The organism is Candidatus Nitrosocosmicus sp. T (genome assembly GCF_054408485.1).
The window spans coordinates 1,661,297-1,683,452 of record NZ_CP166992.1 but is presented as its reverse complement, the minus strand read 5'-3'; the positions used below and the strand labels follow the sequence as shown (position 1 = coordinate 1,683,452).

Here is a 22,156-nt window from a genome sequence, read left to right as displayed (position 1 = left end):
GTATTATGATTAGCTAGTCATTCGAAGGATACAATATATAATCATGATAAGCACAACAATTACAAAGTTAGCATTTGCAATTAATCTAAAAAGTCAAATATGATGATATTATGAATTTGTAAATCAATAAGAAAATTCATCTAGAATTTTGTGAATGGGTTAATAAATAGACTGCTGCTATCTTATGATTTATACTACATATTTAAGCTATATTATCCACGTACTTACCATGAAAAACATTTTTACATTCATGATAGCTGTGGCTTTCATTGTCTCATATGCAGGTATGGGATCAGTGTTTGCTCAGAATCAAAGTCAAGGTCAAAACCAGTCATCACCTACGCTGCCTGAAAATCAGACAATGGCAACTGTTTCAGATAGTCCTCAAACTGTTTTAGCGAATCAGACAACCGTTCCAGCAGAACAGACCACTGTAACTGTTAATCAAACAACCAAGTCTATTGAGAATCAAGGTCAGCTTCAGCCCTTAGAGAATATGACAGTAACTCCAGAAACTGGAAATTTGTCTAACATAGAAAATAAGACTATGGTGCAAGCTACTGGTCCAGCTACTACTGTTATTGCAAATAAAACTACAGTCCCATTTAACCAGACCACCATAGGTGCAGAGAATATGACACAGTAATTCACAAACAACTTTAGTCAACGTGGGTGCAATTATCAGCACCTTGGTCTAAGCAACAAAAAAGTTTAGATATAATTAAAATAGCGATGAATCATAACAAAATATGGTCCCATTGCTAGTATTATTTTTTATCTTCTGATATTTTAAATCCAACGGGTTATAATAATTGGATATTAGTTAGTCGAGTAATGATGTTATCTTTCAAATCTGTCAATAGTGGCTATTACCATATGAGGTACTAATTTGTCTACGTATTTATACCATGTTCAACAAAATATTATATGAGTTCAAATATAGATTGGAATGATACTATTAAAAAGGAAGCTGAGGGTATTAACGGTGAAGATTTTGGTGAAGTACAAGAAGTGTCAAACGGAAGTGTATTAGTCCAGAGGGGCATCATCAATAAGGAAAAGTTTCTGATACCTCAAGAGTTAGCTGAGAGTTATGATGGTGATATTGTAAGATTTAAAATATCAGAAGACGACTTGTTAAGCAGATATCGAGAGGAAGATAGCGTTGAAGCAACAGCAGCAACCACAGGTGTAACCCAGACAACACAGGAGGTTGAACAGAGTGAAGTGAATACGGAAGAAACAATTCCATTAACAGAGGAAAGACTTGAAGTATCAAAAAATGTCCAGGAGCAACAGGCAACTATAACAAAGAAGCCTGTAACTGAAACAAAGACTGTCGAAGTACCAGTGACTCATGAGGAGGTTTCTATTGAGAGAAGAGCTCCATCAGGTGGAGAGGGACAAGTTGCTTCTGAGGGCCCAGTAACTTCTAGTGAGGAAATAACCATTCCATTAAAGAAGGAAGAAGTTGAAGTGAACAAAACTCCATATGTCAAAGAAGAGGTCACAGTTACTAAAAAACCAGTTACTGAGACAAGGCAAGTAACAGAAGAAGTAACTGCAGAAAGGATTAGTACAGAAGATTCACAATAGATGGTTTTAATTAAGACCAAATTTTTTATATCCACATTTTTTAATAGGAGATGAATTGGAATAGATGCCTATAAGAAGATGGATTACGTCTTACTTGGCCAATAGGGGGATTCAAATGTTAATTAATAGGCTTCTGAATCAGAGAAGAAGAAGATAATTCTAATTAATGGCAAAGGCTATAGTGTTATCACGCCACTTCCGAATGTAGTGCTAAAGTGACATTTATTTATCCATAAACTTTTGCAATTAGAATTGCTAATAATAGTATATGCCAATATATCTCATCTATAACTTTCATTAGAATCATGTTCTAATCAATTTTCTGTGTTCGGCGACGAATAATCATAGAGACATTTTACGATTTGCAAGGAAGATAATAGGAATACTATACCAATTTATGTCGTTCATAAACACCTAATCTCTTGCTTGAAATGACTTGTCTGTATAATATGAATAGTTTTACTTGGTGGGGCTCGCATTCCCATAAATAATATTATTCTAATACAAATAAATAATGATATAGTTTTAAAGTTGAATCGACTTGTAGAAAAATGTCATAAAGATTAATTTAAAGGAATCTAAGAAACTTAATAAAAAAGATACCAATTAATATTTGGCAACAATGTGTTATCATTTAAGGAACAAATAGGTAAAAGTTGTCAGTCATCTGATGGCTTTATTTCTTTTTACTTTTACTGTTGAATTTCAAAGATCCTTCTCTAAGCTTTGTTCTTGTAGATAATGATGCAACTCGTGTGCAGTCTTCTCGTGACCTTCTAATACATCTTTAAGCAAATCGTCGATTCCATGATCTCTGTTTTCTTTTGCAAAGTCTATCCTTTCTCGAATAGATGTAATCAGATTTTGTTCTGCTCTTAAATCATTTTCTAACATTGTTCTAAGATTATATTTGTCTTCCCCCTCAAACTGTACATAAGATAGTGCTTCAAACCTTGATGGATTTGATACTGGTATTCCTCCTAGCAAAGTGATACGTTCAGCTAATTCCTCAGCCAGTTCTAGATTTGTTTTTGCGTAAGTGTCTAGTGCTGCGGAGATGTGTTTCCAGTCGGGTCCCTCAACTATCCAATGTTGCTTTTTTAATTGGTAAAAGGTGATAAAATGACTCGCAATATCTGTATTCAACTGCTCAATAATTTTTTTAGTATAATCTTCTGATAATGCTATTGGATTTTTATCTATATCCTCAAATTTTTGAACTGTTTGCTGTGCATCAAAGTTATTTTTTGACTTCGTATTCATCAGTATTATTTTAGTAACAAACTATATAACATACAGAAGCATGAAATTTATGTATCTCAAAAATAGAATTACTGATGAGTATTTGAGTATTTAATGAAAACTGGCTGTAGTATGGAATGTTTTTTTCTTTTTCAGTTATTTTGATACATTTGGTTAATCCTAATAATTAAATACCTTATTCCAAAGCCAAAGATGCATATGCAGGCTTATTGATTTATTGCCTTTTAAAAAAACCCTTGGTTATAGGTAAGGGAGCCTATTAGTTTTCCTTTTGTTCAAAGGAAATGAATTGTGAACTAAATTTTGATTGCCTTGCAGTATAATAAATCTCCGGGGAAAAAATGAAACAAAGTCGCATAACATGAATTGGCTTCCCATCAATGTCATTGCAATTTAGACCTTTCCACTACTGTTCATATAATTTGTTATATTAGGCATAATAGTATGTCTCTCAATAAAGATGGCAATGAAGTAGTTGTTATTACAGGTTTAAGTCAAGGAATAGGCCAGTCAATTGCAATAGATTTTGCAAACCTTGGATTTAATGTTTTGGTAAATTCATCAGATGAACATGAATTAAAAAATATAGTTGAGAATATTTCAGTGTTAACTGGAAATCACAATAGAATATCTTACCTTGTGGGCGATATTTCTGAAAAAGGCTTTGCTGATGAATTCATGGAAGCAGCAATAAAAAAATGGGGGCGAATTGATGTTTTAATCAATAATGGGAAAATAACCAGCAACCCCAAGGTAAAGAATGATGAAGAAGCTCTTTTGAAAGGTGAACTTCAACAGCAACAACCTTCCTATTTTGTGCCAGAGGAATATGAAACATCGGATCCATTGATAAGGGGTATGTATTATTGTATCAAAGCAGCAGTGACGAGGATGTTACTAAATAATGATAGCAACTACGCTATTGTCAATATATCATCCTGTCAAGGATGCATGACCCAACAATCAGTCAATTCATATACACAGTTTAACTTTGGGGTGGATCCATATGTTGATTCAATGGCCCGAATGGAAACCTTAACAAAATCAATAGCTCTAGAGTTGGCAGATAAAGGAATAAGAGTCAACGGAATTGTACCTGGTCTTGTATTCAATGATATAAATAAAGAATTAATTGAGGATGAAAATAAGCGAAATTACAAGCAAAATGAAGTTCCTTTAGGAAGGATTGCTAAGCCACAGGAAGTTTCTAAGTTAGCACTCTTTTTAGCCTCAAAAGATGCCAGTTACATTACAGGAGCAATGATTCCTGTGGACGGAGGTTTAATGTTAAAGCAGCCAAATTATTTTGTGGAGGTAATTTAGAATAACGAAATTACAAACTTTGCCGTTCAGGGAAAAGAATTTTTTCCAATTTGCAATTCGTCTGCCCAACAATAATATAAAATAAAGATTTCATATAGGATATTGATCCGAGGCTTTTTGTGTTAGCAACGGCCCTTTTGCATTTTCTTCATTGATATCCTATATATAAATAACAAACTGGAAAAAAGTAATAGTAAAAAGGAATAGAATCACTCGCATGTGGGCTGAGAGTTATTGACCATGGTTTTGAGCCCAAGTATGGACTGCCAGTAGAGCATCAACCAGCAAATATTGTACAAAAATTGGAGCGAGTTTATCAGAAAATTCTCTAAATCTCATTAAATTTATTGAACTGTCCTGCTAACGTTACCTTCGTTTATTTGTTTTTTTGGATAAATTAACTAACGAAAAACTAAGAGAGTTTCAATTTGTATTAAGATGTTGGATGGATTTATTGGTCGAACGGGATTAATCCTAGTATTATAGCAACTTCACAATTCTTTCATAATTAGGTTAGACGAAGTTTGGGAATTCGAATCCATACCGTATACTCGTGGATTCTAATATATTATTGCTGTGTCAATAAATAGTCTTATTGTTAGTTGTATTTTAGAAAATTATTATCGCTTTCATATTGTCAAGTCCATATGAGAAAAACAATGACAAAAATTATTTTAAGTCATCGAAAAAATTAACAATAGTTATATCGTCTACCAGTTATCTTTGGACTTTAGTCTTAAATTTTAACTTGTAAAGAATTGACATTTTAGCATTAGTTTTGCAAGCATTTTGATAATTACTTATTGAGAATTCTCAGGGGATATTATCCATTGACATATCTTTAATTTTTCTTTTCAATTATAGACTCAATTTTTTTATCCAGGCTAAGTATTTGTTGAAGAAGTTTTTCCTGATGTTTTTGGAAATCCTGTATCAGTTTTAAGATAGTATCATGCCTCTCATCTAAGTCCCTGAGTTTCTTGAGGTTTTCATCCTGTTTGACAATTGACTTTTTTTGCAGGGCGTATACCACCCAAGTAATCATCGCACCAACAATAGCGCCAATAGCAATACTAAGATAGGTGCTGGATGCATTTGTCATGTCTATGCAACCTTTTGTTATTTCCGGCGCACATCCCCAAGGGGCTGAGCTATAATTTAGACTCCCTGATTCCCTGATCGATACATAGACTTTACCATCATTAGGATTATATTCTAATAACAAAGGATGATCATCAAGATCTACGCTAGCAACTAAAGTATCAGCCCAAACTAGATATATGTCAGCGAAAATACAAGATAATAGCATTATGAAAACTAAAATTGGAATTAATATGATGGACAAGAATTTTCCCTAACTGATTCAACAAATGATAATATGTACATAAGCAGTTAGGAAGAATACTAAAGGGATATGTAGGGTATAACTTAACCTTTTAATAACTAGATTAGATTTATTACTAATAACCAATTACAAAAAACTTCTAAAAAATCATATGTTTATTACGTCTTATTCCTTTGTTCTGTATTATACCTTATGTGATTGATTGCAGGCGATGACCAATATAACCATAATAGATTCCTATCTAACCTAAACAAATTAAGTATGGTCATTTAATTGTGAAGATGATTTTGCTAATTCATATGTCAATCTAAAATTGAGGTAATAAATCATAAAATTAAATGTTCTGAATGCTTGTTGCAATAATTCACAAAATAAACTCAATTTAGTTTACCCGGATGGTTAAATACTTTATTCTTCTACTATATTTGCTAGTTCCACGACTAGCAAAAGCAGACGATCGCACTGGGCTCATTGCATGTCTACCTGAAACCAAAAACAACTACAACAAACTCTTTGGATCATATGCATAACCTTCTCAAGGGGTTTGTTGAACGTGGTGTATTTTATTGTAGAATAATTTCTTTTCTTAAGCAAGAATGACAACACATTAGTAACATTTCTCATACCTGTGGAATATGATTCAAGATCAAATAAAATCTAGAATTAATTTGGCATCAGTGTCAGGAAAGTAGTTCAAATCTCGACTAGTTATAATATCATTATCATATGATAGACCACTTATACAAGCGTTTTATCATTTGCATAGAGAATTAAATGTAATCAAGATTAGATCGTCATTGGCTATTCATTTAGAGCTATCATAATTAAGAATATATTCTATAATTCTATTGAAAATATTAAAAAGATAATAATCTTAGATTCTCAAAGCAAATACTATAGAAACTGGTAGAGAACTTTCATACAAACTAACACATGATTCAAAACGAGAAGTATTTCATAATATCAACAATAAGGAGAATGGATTGATTCATGCTATGGATGCGACTATGGATAAGAACGACACCGAATTAATTAGGGACATGGTTTTAAGTGTCTATCCATAATAAAACATCCGATTTATCGAAAATGATCATATATCCAACTTCATAGAGATATGATATTTTATTCGATAACACTTGTAAATTTACATAAAAATATCAATGAATTGAAAGAATATCAGTTGAATTAACTTGCCTGACATTTATCAAATAAGTTCTCACAATATCATCAAGTCTGTCCACTCCTATTGGTTTTTTAATGATTTCTTTTACTCCAACATCTCTATAATCTTTGAAATCCTCATCATTCAAATCCCAGCCGGTCAATACTACTATAGCTTCATGTCTAACACCTTGTTTTTTCAATTGACGTAGAATATCTAATCCTGTAAACCCTGGCATTGCAATATCCAGAATTATAAGGTCGTATTCTCGTTTTTGAATTTCAGATAAGCCTTTTTGACCTTCGTTAACTACTTTGCAACCTATACCCTGCGTACTACAATAATCTATAAGAGCATCGGTAGTGTCAGTGTGGTCATCGATTGCCAATATATTCAATGTAAAATATCTAATTAAACATTATTTATAAGCACTAATGAAATTTAATTTTTAAACCAAAAATTGAATTTATCAACAAATTTACAAGTATCCAAATATATTTATTTTGAGTATCCCATCCACATGTTGCATAAATATCATTATTAGGTTTTTGTATATCCTATTTCTTATGTACTATTCACTGGCTATAGTCGATTTGAAGTAAATCACCCATTTGACTCCTTTTAATTTACTCTAATCTAACCATATATTGCTGACTGTTTGATTATATTGGATTTTTACATAAATGACCTTTGGAATTACTCTGGAGACTCAACAATCAATTCAATCATAATAGCAATGTATCTCCTATACATCCTTTCAAATTTGACCTGAAACAAAGGAAGAGTATGATACTACGTACATACTATTATACTATGAAATCTATACTATAATGTGTGTAAATTGATGAACCTCACTGATATACGTCATAATAATGATTTGAGAGTGTCTTTTTTTAATTAAAGATATCAAAGATAGTGAAGATTTTTCTGAACCTGAAATAATAAGTTCAGATAATTCAATTACAAAAGAAGATAATGCATTCACCAAAGTAATTCATGGTCCAGAAGACGCAGATAAAACAATTATAGAATTTGTTAGCAGGAGTAGAGAAAAGATTGACTCATGCGTAAATTCTACTGCCCCATCGGTATTTATAGAAGTAAAAGCGATTAAAAACGCGAGAATTGCTGCATTCAAAAAAAGAGGAGTAAAACTCAGATATGTGATTGAGATAACTGCAGACAACCTCAATTATTGTAAGGAGATGTTGAAATTCTCTGAAATAAGACATTTGAAAGGAATGAAAGGAAACTTTGAAGTAGCAGATGAAAAAGAATACGTGGCTGTTGCAACTCTTAAAAAAGCACAACCTATACCCCAACTTATATTTAGCAATGTGCCTGAAATCGTAGAACAACAACAGTTTGTTTTTGATAGTTTCTGGGAAAAGGGCATACCTTCAGAAGAAAGGATTAAAGAACTAGAGAAAGGAATCAAATCATCCGTTACCACTATTTTTAATGAATACGAGAAAGCAGAGAAAAAAGAATTTGACATGATTAGAGAAGCCAAGGAAGAAATACAAATAATTTACTCTACTTCAGACGCATTCCATCTTCAAGAGAAAAGTGGCACACTTGAACTTTTAAAGCAAGTATCTGATCAGAACAAAAATCTAAAGATTAGTATTCTTGTGCCAATCGACTATAGTATTAGAGAATCGTTATCTCTTGCGCTCTTATCTACCACTGTTAACAACAATATTCATATTCAAGATATTGAATCAAGCATCGACATTAAAATAAAATCATTGGTGGTAGATAAAAAAGAATGTCTTATAATGGAAATAAAGAAAATAGAACTGGAGGAAAATATTAACCTACCTATTGGTTTCTCTATCTATTCTGATAGTACTCCAACAGTATTATCGTATTGTTCAATATTTGAAATGATAGTTAACCAAAGTATTGTTTCTCAAGAACTAAAGCATGAAGGAATAATTAAGGACGACTTTATAAATACTGCCGCCCATGAATTGAGAACACCAACTCAAGCCATTGCTGGATACTCTGAACTAAACGCTGAATTATTTGACACTCTCTTAAAGGAAAGAAAAAAAATGACAGATGATGAATTAGCAAGGATCATTGTGAAACTTCATGCTCATCATGACAGTATTTCTAGAAATGCATCAAGATTAAATATTTTAACAAATAATCTTTTAGATGTCGCAAGATTTGAGTCAGATAATAGTGGTGAGATTATACTACAAAAAGAGAAAGTAGATTTGGTAAAAGAGATTAATGATATTATTGAAAATCAATTTAGTCAAAAATCAAAAAATAAAGGCATCAAAATGGATTTTATAAATAAAAGTCTAGGAGAGCCTTGTTGGATATATTCAGATAGACTGAGATTAAATCAAATTCTAGTTAATATACTCGATAACGCCGTGAAATTTACTAAAAGAGATGATAGTATCCATATCATGATAAAAGACAGTAATGATTTTGAATTAAATTTAAATGAAACAGGAGTAGACGAAACAAACAATATCACTAAAGATAGCAGAAGTATATCAGGTGATGAACTGATACAAAATGATAGGAATAGTAACGAAAGAGAAGGAACAAAAATCAATCAGAAACAAGAAAAAGAAGAGGAGATGGTATATGTTGGTATATCCGACTCCGGTAAAGGGATATCATCAAAGATTCTGCCAAAGTTATTTGAAAAGTTTACAACTGACTCTGATTTTGGAACTGGTCTTGGACTTTTTATTACCAAGAAATTAGTCGAGGCTCATGGGGGTAGAATCTGGGCTTTTAACAATAATGACGGAATCGGCTCTACTTTTGTGTTTAGTTTACCTAGATGAAAAGACAAGCATAAAATTAGATCGTAATGCTCCAAATAATCAACTTGTAATACATAAGACCGCTCTGACAAAAAGTGAAATTATTCTTAAGAATTAATTTTTTCTTATATTAAATATCAATGGGATTCGAATCCACTCGTCTCGGACGTCGGATCCAACAAAAAAAGAATTACCATTCATAAAAAATTTAATAAATAAGGTAACATTTTTACTAAACTTTGGAGTAAAACAAGTAAGGAAAAGATTAGTTAAGTATTGTGAATCTGATAAAGGAAAATTAACTTTGAATCCATATATGTAAATTTTGATAAAATGGTAGAAAGAAAAGATAATTATATCATAAAATTTGATGATGTATTTTTAAATCAATCAAAAGATTTAATCATGATAAAAACAACGGTTATTAAAAACAATATCAATCAAAAATATTATATTCAATTGATGAAAAAAGAAAATCAACTAACATTGAGATTAGATCCTATAACCGATCCATTAGATAAAAATAGTAGCGTAAAAAAATCTATAGGAAATGTTGCTAGAATTATTATTTCAAATCATAAAGACCCATTAGCAATCACCAAAACAAATCTACAAGATTTTCTAATAAAATAGAAAATGTTTAATTAATGCATTAAAGTGTATAAGTAAAATGAAAATTACAGATAATAAATCACATAGTAAAGTATTACTTTCATAAGTTACACTTCTTATCTATTAAACTAAAAAAGTTATAGATTACAAATCAAAAAAAAGAAATTACATATATAGTTATTCATCCTGATAAAATTACATAATAATACTCAACTCTTCGTCTGTTAATACGCCATTTACGCAATTGATACAAGACTTTAAAGGAAAGGAACTTCCTTCTCAACAAATTGAATTTGATGTAGTACAATTATTAGGTCACGTTAGCCTATTTTCTTAATGTAATCATGTTTCTGGACTACATCCAGCATATTGGACTTGAGAGGTCATCATGAAGGGGATTAGTGGGATTAGGTCTAGATTGGATATGATCTCAGGATAAATAATCTCTCTCAATACCTGACTTCACAATGAAGATAAATATTAAAACCTTACAGTGATAACATATCTAAACGGATGATTGGCCAAAAAATGTTAAAATTCATAGAAGACGTCCATATCCCTATCAGGATAGCTTGTATTTCTGAATCGGGTTATCCTATGATTGTGTCACTAATGTATGTTTATATGGATGAGAAATTTTTTTGTGCTACGCAAGGAACTTCGAAACTCATAAAGTCTTTAAAGATAAATTCTAAATGCGGTTTTGAAATCGCTCGGAACCTTCCCCCCTATCTTGGCGTCAGAGGATATGGAAAAGTTACTATAATTGAAAATTTAGCAGAAAAAATTCTGCGCATGTTATTGCACAGGTATTTTGAGGGCAAAGAGTCATCGCAGTTGCACAAGTTTTTACTATCGGAAAATCACCTAAAAACAGAAGTTGCCATAGTAATAGATCCAGTTAGAATATATGAATGGGATTATACTAATCGTATGAAAGATTTGACATAAAATATGTTGTTCCATTATATCAATCACTTTGGACCATTTATAATTACAATCTATTATTTTTGAATAAAGTGTAATCTAATTAATAGTGTAATCTAATTAATAGATATGAAAGTATTCTTTATTGCAATATTATGTTAATATCTAGATTGAGGCACTGATAAAATAATAAGCAGATCATAATATACGAATATGGAAGTAGAGCCGTGAATAAAAATAATAATATGATAGTGTTTTCTGAAAATGAAACTAAATATTTGTTTGACAATCGGTTAGGCCGACTAGCGACCGTTTCGTCGGATAATCAACCTCATGTAGTTCCTGTTTCATATAATTTTGATGGAACTGATTTATTTTTTGGAGGATGGGATCTTAAGAATAGTTTAAAGTTTCGACATATTTTGAAGAACAATAAAGTCGCAATGGTGGTGGATGATTTATTGTCTGTCAATCCATGGGTACCTAGAGGAATTGAAATTAGGGGAATTACAGAGATATTAAGAGGAGAGGATTATGTTAGGATCATACCCTTTAAAAAGACTAGTTGGGGTTTATAAAAATTGTCGCATTAGCAAATGACAGCATTATCATTTGTTAGTCTAAATTCATGATGAGTTATATTTAATCGAGAGATTAGTCAAGAGGATGGCGCCGTTAAATTAACAAAAATCTATAGATCGAATATATACTATTCCTTGTAGATTATCAAAAGAAATAGTATGGCAGCACCTCTTAAGTATATGGTTCCATTCCGTATTTGTATTTTCTTGGGTTACCAACTAAATCTGCTGCCAAAGCAATGTTCTTTTTACACTAGGTCATAATAATCCACATCGTAATCTGGAAATGAATTCAGGAATTACTGTGATGAAAGTGATAACACAGAACTCGTAGTTAACAAGATATTGATTACTGTGGTTTGAGAACATGTTTGATCATTAGTAGAATAGAAACAAAATAAGTAATTTTCGCACTTTTGCTAGTAATTTATAGAGAAAAACATTCTGATAGGTGAAAAGTTCCTCTCCGGGGTTGTCAAGATACATGTAAAGCATCCAATATCTACAGAAAGTAGTATATTGTGTCTTCAAGCAGGTAGATTCCACATTTTAGGTGATCACCTATATTTTCAATTAGTGAAGAGCATAATTTAGAACTATGCAATATATATACAGAATAAAACGTAAGTTTTGATGGCAACTTTCCTTGCCGAAAAGAAAACTAGACCGAAAACAATTTCTATGAATCTATATTTTATTACTTTTTACTTTTACAATAAGTAGATAACTTAGGTACAAGTTAACAGAACCATTATGAGGGATTGGATTTATTATTTTTATGGATATCTTTTTGTCAAAGTAAACTCGATAACTTGTTAAATCCATAAACACTAATTTTGCACTAAAAGCCAAAAAGCCGGTAATCGAAGAAACATTTTATCATTATTAACCCTTATAGAAGATGTGATAGGACATGATGATGTTAATATTTCTATGAATGGGGCTAATTTTGAAGGCGAGGATGTGCAACTATTGACTGATAAAATACAGGAAAGATTATCAAGAGCCATAAAAAAGCGTTATCAATATGAATCTAATTTAAGGACGGCTCAAAAGTTCTTACTTGACTTTGTTAACACCAAAGTTCCATTAGTAATAATGTATGCCGATTTAGTTGGTTCGACTAAGATGAGTATGAGTCTGCCGGTTCGATCGATGGTTACAATCATAAGAGCTTTTTCTTATGAAATGTCAAATATTATAATCAATAGTGGAGGATATGTACTAAAGTATTCCGGGGATGCTGTGATCGCTTTTTTTCCCTCAAACATTAACAAGAAATCAGCTTTAAAGATAGCTTTAGAAAGGGCGAATTTAATGATCGAGGCCATAGAAAAAGGCATTAACCCTGTGTTAATTCAGAATAACATGCCAGAACTGAAAGTAAAGGTAGGAATAGACGAAGGTGAGAATCTAGTTATCCAATATGGTCACGATACGACTTCATTGATAGATATACTTGGATATACGATGAATAGGACTGCCAAGATTACTTCGCTATCTCTACCCAATGGCATTACCATAGGACAGAATGTATTTGTTAATTTACCATTGGACATGAAACAAAATTATAAGGAGGTTAGATTTGATACGGAAAAATGGAGGTATATCGATCTGCGGACTGGAGAACTTTATAAATTATATTCCAATATTGGTTAACTCAGAAGTAGTCAAAAAAACTTGTACATATACAAAAGAACACACATTCTGATCATTACCTAGAGCATCCTCCCTATACCTATGTTAGCGATAAACAATTATGAAATTAAAGGTGAGAACAAAAGAAAAAATATAAAATTCAATTTTTGTTTAAAGAACTAATATGATCCAATTATAATTATATTGATTTGATGAGACATTAGATTGGATATATTTCAGATAATGTCAAATAGTGAATGAACTGATTAGATATGATGGATAAAGGTGATCAATCTCGATATCTACTATTGACCAGTACGGGTTGGAAAACGGGGATAAACCACAAAATAAGAATATGGTTTGTAGAGCATAATGGTCGTTATTATATTACTTCAGAAACATCTACAAAAGCACACTGGGTTCAAAACATTATTCACTATCCTAGGGTATTAATTGAGATAAGTAATAATGTATTCGAAGCCACAGCTCGAATAATAGATAATGAAAAGGAGCAGGAATTGTCAAACGCGATTAAGGAACTGATGAAGTCTAAATACGTTATTGGCTCAATTGTCGAAATTGAAAGGGATATAAAATAACAATAGGATTAAAGTAATCAATTACGAGTTTTAATTACAATAGGGTTGAGCGAGACCGACCGACCGCTACACGCTCTCTTTTACTTCCTCATCCTGAATTAATGCATCGTGTCCTGCTTAATAGACATGCAATAGAACTGTTTTTATTTCCCGGGTATGCAGTTCAAGATTGAACAGCTCATAATATTAATAATATAAGAAGATGGAATAGTGAACGGGGGTTTTTGATGGATAGATGAATTTGTAGATCCTGAAAATGTTATACTCTTAAGTTTCACGGTCGGTCTTGGTATATAATATTTGTATTTGTGATATTTATTCTCGTTTAAAAATTTGACGTCCTAATAAAAATCGTAGTGTATCTTCTAAATCAGTATTCATGAATGGGTAACTAACAGAAGACAATTTCTTTGGTAAAATAAAGGAGCTAGATGATACAACATAATCTGCAAATTCTCCAAATACAAGTTTTAAAGTTTTTTTTGATAAGGATATCTCAAGCCTATTATCAAGTACGCGTGATAGTATTTTTGTAAATTCTGACATTTTAGTCGGATTTGGAGAAACTACATTAATAGGTCCTTTGATATGGGAATCATCAATAGAATAAATAATGCTACCAATAACGTCTTCCATCGATACCCAACTTATGTATTGATTTTCATCTCCTAATTGCAAACCGATCTTTAATGCTGCTAGTTTGGCTAGCTTTTGCAATATACCTCCTTTAGGTGTTAAAACCATCCCAAACCGTGTATTTATTACTCTAATTCCAATAGATTTTGCAGATTCGGTACACTCTTCCCATCTCTGACATACATCTGAAAGAAATCCAGAGCCTGGAGGGGTGTCTTCGGTAAGAACGTCTTTCCCTCGATTTCCGTAAAACCCAATAGCTGAGGCACAAATGAGAGTTGATGGAGGAGTTTTAAGATTGATTAATGAATCACAAAGTAACCTTGTACTTCCAATACGGCTTTTCACTAGTCTTTGTTTTTTAGAATTTGACCATCGTGCAAAAATATTTTCCCCACTTAAATGAATAACTACATCATATCCCTCCATTTTGTCAATATCTATTTTATGATGGTCCGGATCCCATTTTACTACATTGGGATCATTATAATTTTGATTAGATGAAGGTCTAGTCATTCTAGTGATTTGGTGCTCTCCAACAATCTTTAAAATAGGGACAAGTGCTGACCCTATCAGACCAGTAGAACCAGTTATCAGAATCTTTTTGCCTTTGTTCCTTCTTACTAACTTCCATAAATTCATGTCATTTTTTAAGACCATATGTCTATAATGGAATAGTTGATACAGGTTGTTGTGTATCAGATTATTGACAAATTTAGAACCTCCGAAGCCGAACGGAGGAGAATAATCGATCCTATCCTCCATTATACAGTTATTAAATTCGTCTGGATTAAACGAATGAGTATGGAGCCAATATCGAAATGGACCTTTTATCATTTTATCTTGAAATTGCCTATTTTGTATATAACCTAAATGTTGTGCTATCCATCTTATTCCTAATGGACCTAAATTTATTCTAAGAATGGTAATAGATCCATTTTCTATATCATTGTTGCTTTTGAGAACCCTCAAGAAACTCCAGGGAGGTATTAGTCTCTCTAATGCTCCTTCTCGTGTATGATATTCAAAAACATCTTCTACATTTGAAGAAATATTTACTCGCTTTACAAAAACGTCATTTTTAGGCTTTTTAGAAGAGAAGTAAGGCATTATTATAGTAATTGATCAATCTACCTATTTACTATAACATTTTTTTTAATTGTGTTGGCACTGGTTTATTGGAATAACTATGATATTGGCATATACACATAACAAAATAATATCGCTCGCTATCTTATCTTCTAACTAACTTTCACCTGATTTCTATCATTATTGTACTAATACCCTTTCTAGTTATAAGAGGTAATATCTTAGAAAATATTCTTAAGAAGACTTGTCACATCTCTTTGTCTTTTTACAAATTTGATAGATTGATATTTAATCATACTTAGTTATGATTAATGATTATCCTGCATGTAATTTTATTGATCTGTCTAAACTACCGATCATACTGATGGTATGAAGTGTTTTAGTGAGAACTTAGGCAATACTTTAATTTGTACTATACTTTCTATCAAGTAGTAAAATTACAGCGGGCCAGTGGGGATTAAGTTCCTTGTGGTAGTAGGATTCGGTCAACCTTCCTGTAATTCAGTATACACCATTTCTGGTAACTCTAATTAAGTCTGTCCTTACCAATATCTATTAATCCGATATTATTAAGGGCAAACCATTGCACAGTTGTTATTTGACAGTAAGAAACAGAAAAGATTAGAAAGAAAAAGGTAAGGCGGCTTTGTAATCTACTACCTACCTATCTACATACCTATCCAACCTCATAATCTATAATTTTCACACTCGATAGATACAATCTTCTAGTTTCCAGTGGGATTTGCAATATCAGGCATAGTGACATTTTGAAGTATTGCGCTTAGACTAGGTTCAACTCTTCCAGCCTCAGTCATGGTGAAACAATGCGTAGGCATGAATGCCGCTGCACCTCCTAGCCTGTCCTCCCACTTTGCCAACATGGGCTGAAAGCAATTCTGGTCAACTGCATCAATGTATTTAGAGTTAAGTAGCCAAGTATCTGATGTATTTCCAACTTGTGCTGCGATATCAGCAAATTGAACTTCGCTATTAGCTTTAACAGCTGCTTTTTCCAAATCATTGACAAATTCTTGCTGCGTTTGAACATAATCTTGGGTTCCTAATCTGGTCAAATGTCCACCAACAAAAGTATCAAAGTCATAGTTGTTTAGAATTATATCATGAGATTTTATGAACCCTGCAACATCACTAGAGATTGCCAAATAGACAAATGGAACCCAACCAGGAAATATTACGTCCACTAGCATCAATGTTTTCTGATTTGGTGCATAGATAAAGAGGTTTCCAGGCATGTGATTATCGCCATAATAATCAAGATCAAGAGTTTGATTTCCAATTTGTAATGTATAGTTATTCGCAAAAGTCACAGTGGGGACAGGGGGAATAGTAGAAGTATTGCTAGCCAGCTCCATCGCCCGTTGTAATTCTGAAGTTATAGCTTCTTGAGCAATGTAAGTTGCATTTCTTGGGAACTCACCAGCTGCACCAATATGATCTAGATGGGAATGACTATAAATTACGTAAGTAATCGGCTTGTCAGTTACTTCGGCAATAGCTTTCAAGTAATTTTGTCCAATAGATGGCGGAGCATCAATTGCGACAACACCATCATCTGTTACTAAAAACATGGTATTATAAGAACCATTTGTCACCCAGTACAAATTATCGCGTATCTCTTCGACTAAATATCCTTTTTCAGGGATCACCGTCCCTTTAGCAGATTCAGGGATTTGTATTTGTGCAACATTAGAAGTATTATTCATGTCACCATTCATTTCTGCTGCTGAAACAAATTTCAGATAACTCTGTTTATCTCCAGTTATCCTCATATCATCATATGCGTAACCATTAGGGCCAGTTAGGTTTGATGTTGACATCGTACTAAGGACAAAAGATAATGGTCCTATCAACTTTGCAATAATTATTATCGAAAGCGACATCTTTAGCCGTTTTAAGCTTTATTTTTCATCACTCAAACGAAACAAATTCTTTTATAAAAGGATGACCATTTTAAAAACCAAATAGGTTATAGGAAATTGGGATTAACAAACGTGACATACCACTTTCACATTTGCATCAATTGTAATGCTTAAATCATTATCAATGATCTTTTTTATTAGAAATATTGATCGACACTGATGGTTGTTGAAAAGCCTGTATATAATAAGACCTATACTATTGAAGATTTCAATTTTTAGCTCTATATGATTCAAACAATTCTATTATCATTGCATGATGCTCAAAAGGTTCCATCGTTTTCTATCACGAAGGTGCAACTGCAAATAGTAACAGTCTGGGCGAGCGGGGATTAGTACCAAATTTGACTATTATACAATATTCATTATTAAATCTAAATAATAGAAGGAAAAGCAAGTGAACTGAGTTGCTAGTCAACTAGATCCGTCGATTATTAGTAATTTTCATCTCTAATTTAATAAAGTCATTATCGCCCTCATCAGTATTCAATACTGTTTCATTTAGGTTGCGTAATGAATCTTTAGGAACATTCAGCAAACCAGATTTTTCACCATCTAAGTCGGTTGTATCTTCCGAAGTTCCCTCATACAATTTTATATTATAATTGACATCAATAGATGAATCGGTTTTCCAATCAAGGATTAGACGTATCTCACCTCTTACTTCGCCTCCCACCTTATCGATCCAAACAGGTATATCTACATGTGTTTGAAAAGGCCCTAGTTGGAAAATCTGTGGAACTCCAGCATTAAATGAGACAGTTTTTTCTTCATCGTCTCCAAAATCCTCATAGTCATGCAGAACCATGGTTCCTTCAAGAAGAACTTCACGATACCATGGAGAATCAGGATTGAATGCTGAAGCCGCCAATACGGCTCTAAGTGTGTTTATACGTCCATATCCCATTTCAATATTCCAAGTCCCATTAGGATGTGTCGCGTCTATACTATAGGGTAATGTACCCACCTTATCTGCGGTTCTTTCTATGATATTTCGAGCTTCTTCTGGATTGATTGCAGGATATACGCTAAACACTAGTCCCGCTAACCCTGAGAGATGCGGTACAGCTGCCGATGTCCCTTGAAAATCTAACATATAATCGCCCGAATTATTATATCCCTGCATTCCTACCATATCAGTAGTAGGTATTAGTATGCCCGGCGCTACTACAGACATTTCTGGTCCAAAATTAGAACCTGTGTACGCTGTCCCGCCTGAGACTGAACTTGTAAGAGATTGACGATTATCATTTTGATCTGTTCCACCACAGGCCATCACGTATTTACTACTTGCAGGATAATTTATCGTACTACTATTATTGTTACCACTAGAAGCGCAAATAAGTAAATCAGTTGATGCCTCACTTAGGGCTGCATCTACTGCAGTAGTATCAGGAAGATTAAAAAAGATACTCATATTAATGACCCTAGATTTAAACACCCTTGCAAAATTTATTCCTCTTATAAGCTCCTCTTCAGTCCAGTTTACAAATGCAAGTGGAAGTATCTTACAATCTCCAGCTACGCCTGCAACTCCAAGTGAATTATTAATTGTAGCAGCAATTATACCTGTGACTGCAGTTCCATGTCCAATTTCTGTAGCACCAGGAGGTTCTATTGGAGAGCCATCTCCTAACATAGTATCTAAGTTTACACCTGGACTAGCAAACTTGATATCAGGATGAGTTAAATCACATCCAGAATCCAATACACAAATTACTACATCTCCGCTTCCTCTCGATAGATCCCATGTGGTAGTACCTTTGTCAGGAGGCGTAGTAACTTCACCGCCTGCTCTAATGCGTCTCATATTCCATTGGCTAATGTAATCAGGATCATTGGGAACATTAGAAACTGGAATTATCATAGGCATGTGCTCAAAACGTATTAAACTATAAACATCTGTATCAGAATCTAAAATACTTTTTATTTTAAACGCATTAAAATTATTTAGATCCCCTATTTCATAGTAGTATGTATTCTTTCCAGAATACTTTGATTTTTCAATCGACTTTTTCATTGAATAATGGTTGTAAAGATCTTGAGAAATGGGTGGTTCAGCACTACTTGCTTGAGTTGTAAATGTGAGTATCAGAACGTGTGGTAACGGACATATCATTCCTTTTTGTCCTGAGATGTCTGGATTACTATAAACTGGAGCAACCCAATCAAAGTCCTGTCCAAATAGATTATGTAATGTTCCGCTCATATCTGCAGGAGTATATAATTCAGAATTGTATATCCAGAACCTCTTATTGGTATGGTTTATTCTTTCGTCAGGATTCACAGGATTCTCCAAAGTCATTGGGGATGGAAGAGTACCCGTCACTTGATTAAGTGTATAAGGTTTCTTTAGGCCTAGTAACCATCTGTTTCTATCAATGTATACTTTAATACCACTTGGATAGACAATTTCATCTGGAAAATATGCCATATATATGGTATATGCCAGATATTATTAAGTTAGTTGAAGAACAACAGTTACGGATTATAGCGCTATGTAAGAAATTAGGTTGTTGAAAATGATTTTTCCAGAAACATCAGTAAGCAATTCGTTTTTATAGATAGTCAAGGATAAAACAGAGTCGAATTTTAGTCATTTCTGAAGATCTCATATTTGTTTGAATACACACGTGGGGATACGGTTCAAGGTTGAATGGAATCTAGGACGTACTTTATGAAATCAAATGGAAAATAGCAACTTATTAGCCAGATATTTTCACCTACAAAAGCCTTTTTTACTAGATCTCCAATACCATTGCAATCAATAATTTACATTTATTCATAATTATAGCAGCAGTTATAACACCACTGTTACTATCTATTATTAGTGACACTCAATTATACCCTAATCAAGCCTTGGGGCAACTAAATAATTTCACCACCAATAGCGAAACTACCGTTACTTCCGATGAAAGAATTAATGCTACGTCAAGTGAAAAGGAAATAGCGCTTAGAGGAATAGTCTCTTCTGATGCCTATACCAATTCAACTTCAGAACCCAATGAACAACCTCATGGAGCAGTAATATTGTCCAATAATGATGATGGCACAATTTATACAGGTGTTCTGACATTTACCGCAACAAAACCTGTAGAGGTAGGAATCAGTCATAGACTCCATATAGATAACTCCACTTTTTCAGAACTCGATACAAGTACATTTGGAGAGTTGTTTGCTGGATTTCATACCGGTAAAGCCGAACAAGGAACACCAGGAGAAATTAGTGTTCCATCAGTCATAGTACCAGACTACGGGACTGCACCACCATATTTCTCTGCATCAATACCCTTCGTAGGGGATTCAGTATGGCTACGAACACCTCATGGAGAGCCATTTATTGCAGTTTATGAAGTAGTTGCTGAAGAAATTTTACCCAAGGGAATAGTAGATTTAGAGAGTATAAGAAAATAAGTAACAACAATATAGGTACAATTTTATTCTTTTTTTTGGAAAGTCTTAGAATATAATTCTAATTCTACAATCTGATATTTCAATTTAGTCTTTAATTAACAGAAATAAGGAGATTGTCTTTTGCACTTATAAATTTATGAGCAGGTAACTACTTACTGCAGTATTTTAATTTATAACTGGTAACAGTTTGAGCGCGTGGGGATTAGTGCTGATATCGGTATTTTAAATGGGATTCTACAGTGTACTGGGCAAAGTTGAATTTAAGGATTATGATAAATTGCAAGGTATTTTTGTAATCCACCCCATTGGTATACTGTTTCTAGAAGTGATTATCAATATATTTCAAATTGATGTCCCACTTTAGTCATTGTAAGAAGGGTCTAAAATCTACTAACCCAGGAATATCTAACAAGTCTATTTCATTTGCCATTTTAGCGGCTTTCTCTGTTTCCCCGTCCTCATTCATACATTTATCGTAAAATACACAGTATGGACACTTGATGTTTCTTACTTTCATGTTAAGCCGAGGAAGTACAGACACATCATTTTCATTAATTGCCTCTACGAATAAGTTTTTCCTGCGCATCATTTCGTTTTTGAAAAGTTCCCGGGCTATATCGTCCTTCGGTAACAATACAGACCAGCTTTCGATGCGAGGACCTTTACCATCAAACGGCCGGAAGAAATAATCGCCTTTTTCATCCGATTTTATCCATCGCATTTCCCTATTACTATACCTAATTGATATGATACCTTTTTCTATACCGGTTATGGTAAGATAATAAAGTAACTGTCTAAGATATGATCTAAATCCGTAATCAGTTATATCCAGTCTTCTATTACTTTGGGTATCCTTCAATTCTATAATCACCTCTTTGTCCAGAATATCTGGATGAGCAATCAAACCATCAAATTCTAAATCTGCCTGTGATACACCCATGTTAGCCAGATCTGTAATTACAAATTCACTGGCCTCGCCCCTAATGAAATGATTAATGGATTCGTCTGTGAGTGGTTCAAGATCTGGAAACTTACGTCCATAGTATTGTTTTCGAATACAGGAAGAAGGCAAAATATCGGAAACATGTACCTCATCCTCAGATCTCTTCCTTTTTTCATATCGTGATCTGAGGGAATTCTTCAATAGATCTGTAAATTCACGGTCAGAGCGAACAACAATGGTCATAATAATATCTATTTACCGCCTAATTGCAAATTAACATTATGCTCTTTTAT

17 protein-coding genes are annotated in these 22,156 nt (G+C 33.1%); 10 read left to right on the top strand and 7 right to left on the bottom strand.

What is annotated here, in order from left to right; translation table 11 throughout:
- Positions 1 to 229: 229 nt before the first annotated feature.
- Together AB0A59_RS08570 and AB0A59_RS08565 are read left to right on the top strand one after the other, a co-directional pair.
- Positions 230 to 646, top strand: coding sequence for a hypothetical protein (locus tag AB0A59_RS08570; protein WP_458742960.1), 417 nt, complete (start codon positions 230 to 232; stop codon positions 644 to 646).
- 281 nt (positions 647 to 927) lie between these two features.
- Complete coding sequence (locus AB0A59_RS08565; protein WP_458742958.1) at positions 928 to 1,596, top strand: YsnF/AvaK domain-containing protein; 669 nt, start codon at positions 928 to 930, stop codon at positions 1,594 to 1,596.
- Positions 1,597 to 2,301: 705 nt separating this feature from the next.
- On the opposite strand, the gene AB0A59_RS08560 is transcribed toward AB0A59_RS08565, so the two are convergent.
- On the bottom strand, positions 2,302 to 2,859 hold the full coding sequence (locus AB0A59_RS08560) for a ferritin-like domain-containing protein (RefSeq protein ID WP_458742956.1): 558 nt from the start codon (positions 2,857 to 2,859) through the stop codon (positions 2,302 to 2,304).
- Between the two features lie 444 nt (positions 2,860 to 3,303).
- On the opposite strand from AB0A59_RS08560, the gene AB0A59_RS08555 reads away from it, so the two are divergent.
- Entirely contained in the window at positions 3,304 to 4,182 is an 879-nt protein-coding gene (locus tag AB0A59_RS08555; RefSeq protein WP_458742954.1) for an SDR family NAD(P)-dependent oxidoreductase, read from the top strand.
- A gap of 841 nt (positions 4,183 to 5,023) precedes the next feature.
- On the opposite strand, the gene AB0A59_RS08550 is transcribed toward AB0A59_RS08555, so the two are convergent.
- Together AB0A59_RS08550 and AB0A59_RS08545 are read right to left on the bottom strand one after the other, a co-directional pair.
- Positions 5,024 to 5,527, bottom strand: a complete 504-nt coding sequence (locus AB0A59_RS08550; protein WP_458742952.1) for a hypothetical protein — start codon at positions 5,525 to 5,527, stop codon at positions 5,024 to 5,026.
- 1,157 nt (positions 5,528 to 6,684) lie between these two features.
- Entirely contained in the window at positions 6,685 to 7,077 is a 393-nt protein-coding gene (locus AB0A59_RS08545) for a response regulator (protein ID WP_458742950.1), read from the bottom strand.
- Positions 7,078 to 7,852: 775 nt separating this feature from the next.
- Between AB0A59_RS08545 and AB0A59_RS08540 the strand changes: the two genes are divergently transcribed.
- The 6 genes from AB0A59_RS08540 to AB0A59_RS08515 all read left to right on the top strand — a co-directional run bounded on the left by AB0A59_RS08540 (position 7,853) and on the right by AB0A59_RS08515 (position 13,844).
- Positions 7,853 to 9,508 (top strand): sensor histidine kinase, encoded by a 1,656-nt coding sequence (locus tag AB0A59_RS08540; RefSeq protein ID WP_458742949.1) that lies wholly within the window; start codon positions 7,853 to 7,855, stop codon positions 9,506 to 9,508.
- A 312-nt stretch (positions 9,509 to 9,820) separates the two neighbouring features.
- Positions 9,821 to 10,120 carry a hypothetical protein gene (locus AB0A59_RS08535; protein WP_458742947.1) on the top strand — a complete coding sequence of 100 codons (300 nt, stop codon included), beginning with the start codon at positions 9,821 to 9,823 and terminating at the stop codon, positions 10,118 to 10,120.
- 507 nt (positions 10,121 to 10,627) lie between these two features.
- Positions 10,628 to 11,050 (top strand): pyridoxamine 5'-phosphate oxidase family protein, encoded by a 423-nt coding sequence (locus tag AB0A59_RS08530; RefSeq protein ID WP_458742945.1) that lies wholly within the window; start codon positions 10,628 to 10,630, stop codon positions 11,048 to 11,050.
- 203 nt (positions 11,051 to 11,253) lie between these two features.
- The gene (locus AB0A59_RS08525) at positions 11,254 to 11,604 is read left to right on the top strand and encodes a PPOX class F420-dependent oxidoreductase (protein ID WP_458742943.1); all 351 of its coding nucleotides are present in this window, start codon (positions 11,254 to 11,256) and stop codon (positions 11,602 to 11,604) included.
- A 936-nt stretch (positions 11,605 to 12,540) separates the two neighbouring features.
- On the top strand, positions 12,541 to 13,266 hold the full coding sequence (locus AB0A59_RS08520) for an adenylate/guanylate cyclase domain-containing protein (RefSeq protein ID WP_458742941.1): 726 nt from the start codon (positions 12,541 to 12,543) through the stop codon (positions 13,264 to 13,266).
- Between the two features lie 251 nt (positions 13,267 to 13,517).
- Entirely contained in the window at positions 13,518 to 13,844 is a 327-nt protein-coding gene (locus AB0A59_RS08515; protein ID WP_458742939.1) for a nitroreductase family deazaflavin-dependent oxidoreductase, read from the top strand.
- A 315-nt stretch (positions 13,845 to 14,159) separates the two neighbouring features.
- Here AB0A59_RS08515 and AB0A59_RS08510 read toward each other — a convergent pair whose 3' ends face one another.
- From AB0A59_RS08510 to AB0A59_RS08500, 3 genes are all read right to left on the bottom strand, one after another.
- Entirely contained in the window at positions 14,160 to 15,590 is a 1,431-nt protein-coding gene (locus AB0A59_RS08510) for a TIGR01777 family oxidoreductase (protein WP_458742938.1), read from the bottom strand.
- Between the two features lie 704 nt (positions 15,591 to 16,294).
- Complete coding sequence (locus tag AB0A59_RS08505) at positions 16,295 to 17,470, bottom strand: MBL fold metallo-hydrolase (protein ID WP_458742936.1); 1,176 nt, start codon at positions 17,468 to 17,470, stop codon at positions 16,295 to 16,297.
- 454 nt (positions 17,471 to 17,924) lie between these two features.
- Complete coding sequence (locus tag AB0A59_RS08500) at positions 17,925 to 19,940, bottom strand: S8 family serine peptidase (RefSeq protein ID WP_458742934.1); 2,016 nt, start codon at positions 19,938 to 19,940, stop codon at positions 17,925 to 17,927.
- 425 nt (positions 19,941 to 20,365) lie between these two features.
- On the opposite strand from AB0A59_RS08500, the gene AB0A59_RS08495 reads away from it, so the two are divergent.
- Positions 20,366 to 20,920: a hypothetical protein gene (locus AB0A59_RS08495; RefSeq protein ID WP_458742932.1), complete on the top strand. Its 555-nt coding sequence runs from the start codon at positions 20,366 to 20,368 to the stop codon at positions 20,918 to 20,920.
- A 364-nt stretch (positions 20,921 to 21,284) separates the two neighbouring features.
- On the opposite strand, the gene AB0A59_RS08490 is transcribed toward AB0A59_RS08495, so the two are convergent.
- Positions 21,285 to 22,106 carry a PD-(D/E)XK nuclease family protein gene (locus AB0A59_RS08490; protein ID WP_458742930.1) on the bottom strand — a complete coding sequence of 274 codons (822 nt, stop codon included), beginning with the start codon at positions 22,104 to 22,106 and terminating at the stop codon, positions 21,285 to 21,287.
- Between the last annotated feature and the right edge of the window lie 50 nt (positions 22,107 to 22,156).